This window comes from Brevundimonas sp., assembly GCF_041688735.1.
GTDB lineage: Bacteria > Pseudomonadota > Alphaproteobacteria > Caulobacterales > Caulobacteraceae > Brevundimonas.
This window is the reverse complement of record NZ_JBDNHO010000035.1, coordinates 1-1,855: the sequence shown is the minus strand read 5'-3', so window position 1 is coordinate 1,855 and position 1,855 is coordinate 1. Positions and strand designations below refer to the sequence as shown.

The following is a 1,855-nucleotide window of genomic DNA, read 5'->3' as shown; positions in this document are numbered from 1 at the left end:
GCCGACGATTCTGGCCAATCGCGGGGACCGTGACGTCGATCGACACCGACCGACTCGAGCGCGAAGTCGACCAGTTGTGGGCCGAGGCAAAGGCGATGTACGACGCCTGGCGACAGGAGCAGCCCCACGGTCGGCTGCCGCTATATCTCCGCAGCGCCGAAGCCGCCGAGGAAGCCAAACGGCTACAGGAAAGCCGTCGGCAGGAGACTGTCGAGGATACCACGGCAGCACGGATCGAGCATTGGCTCGGCCAGCCGATCAACAGCGACCTCGGGTTCGATGACCTTGAGGGCGAACTGCCGGTCTATCGCGATCAGGTCTGCTTGCTGGACGTATGGGTCGAGATGATGGGCCGCGACATGAAGGACTACGACAGTCGACAGCAGCAGAGCCTTGGCCGGGCAATGGGTTTGGTTGGCGGGTGGCGGTTCTCCCATCGGGCGCCAACACAGAAATACGGACGTCAGCGCATCTTTGTCAGGAGGACTCCTCGGTAAGACCGATGCCGGCAGCCAAATCGACCCTGACCCCGGTGGCTCTGCTGCCGGGGTTTTTCTTAGTGCATTTGCCTCATTCTGGTGAAGTTGGATTTAAATCGCACTTCTCAGAAGTTGGATTTAAATCGCACTTTTAGGGAAGTTGGATTTAAATCGCACTTCTCTCGGGACAGGTATTTGGGCGGGACAGGCTGTCCAGGGGGGCTGTCCCGACTAAGTTACTGATTACGTTAAACATTGGTCTAGTGGGACAGGGATAGCCCCATTTTCTATAGACTCTCCTGTGAGGGGTGTTTTGTAGAACACCCGACCAGGGGCTCGTCGTATACGACCCTATATACCCCCTCCCCACAGGACTATGTTCTATATACCCTCTTCCCCTGTCCACCCTGTCCAATAGTTATAAGAAACAGAGAGTTAAGGTGGGACAGGGGGTGGGACAGCCCCCGGACAGCCTCCTACCCTGTCCCGATGGCGTTTCAGACGCCGGTTATCTCTGAGACCGGGTTGCTCGGACCTCTCAGCCAGTCTTGGTGGGTTAGTTGTTTTTGAAAACGCTCAAAGATCAGGGTCAGTGCCACCCCAGGCCCAACTCCCCAGCCGGGGAAGGACCCAAAGCCGTTGACGTGGAGGTGGGGGCGGCGGCAGGGTAACAGACCCGGCGGTGCCGTCGATGACGGTGAGTGAGGCGCTGATAGGCCGGCGCGGCGGTCGGGTCTTGGCGTGAGTGCGCCGCGAATTCTACTGGGCACGGTTAGCGCGCCAAGACACGCGGCGGGCACATGACGGTGACCCTCCGGTGAGCCCCGCCTTGTCTGGATGAGACCGTCGGCGATGCTGGGCGCTTGGGATCAGTCGTAAGAGCAGGCGTATGAGCGCGCGTAAGAGCGGACGAGCCAGATCACTGTGCTGACGGGGCCGGAGCGCCGTCGTCGATGGTCTGATGAGGACAAGGCGGTGATTCTGGGCGAAGCCTTCGGGCGGGGCGGATGCGTCACCGAGGTGGCGCGTCGTCACGATGTGTCGTCGGGGCTGATCTATACATGGCGGCGCACCGCGCGAGCGGCGGCGGTGCCAGATTTTATCGAGGTTGTGGTCGCCGGCGCTGGCAAGGGGTCCGTGGCAGACGGTTCGGCCGTGATCCGGATCGAGCTGGCGACGGCGCAGGTGAGTATCACCGCCTTGGCGCCGCCGGTGCTGGTGAAGGCTGTTCTGCAGGCGCTGACGGCGGACAATCGACAGGAACGGCCGCAACAGCACCAACTGGCCATGGAGCGCCAGCCGGCTGCGGCAGCGGCTGCGGCGTTTCCGGCTGCGGGACTATGAGGTGCAGACCGGGGCCTGATCACGGCATCGCT

Annotated in this window: 2 protein-coding genes; both read left to right on the top strand. The window is 61.7% G+C overall.

What is annotated here, in order from left to right:
• A partial coding sequence (locus ACESMO_RS04240; RefSeq protein ID WP_372706939.1) for a VapE domain-containing protein occupies positions 1 to 497 on the top strand: 497 nt, incomplete at its 5' end.
• A gap of 906 nt (positions 498 to 1,403) precedes the next feature.
• The gene (locus ACESMO_RS04235; protein ID WP_372706938.1) at positions 1,404 to 1,823 is read left to right on the top strand and encodes a transposase; all 420 of its coding nucleotides are present in this window, start codon (positions 1,404 to 1,406) and stop codon (positions 1,821 to 1,823) included.
• The last annotated feature ends 32 nt before the right edge of the window (positions 1,824 to 1,855 follow it).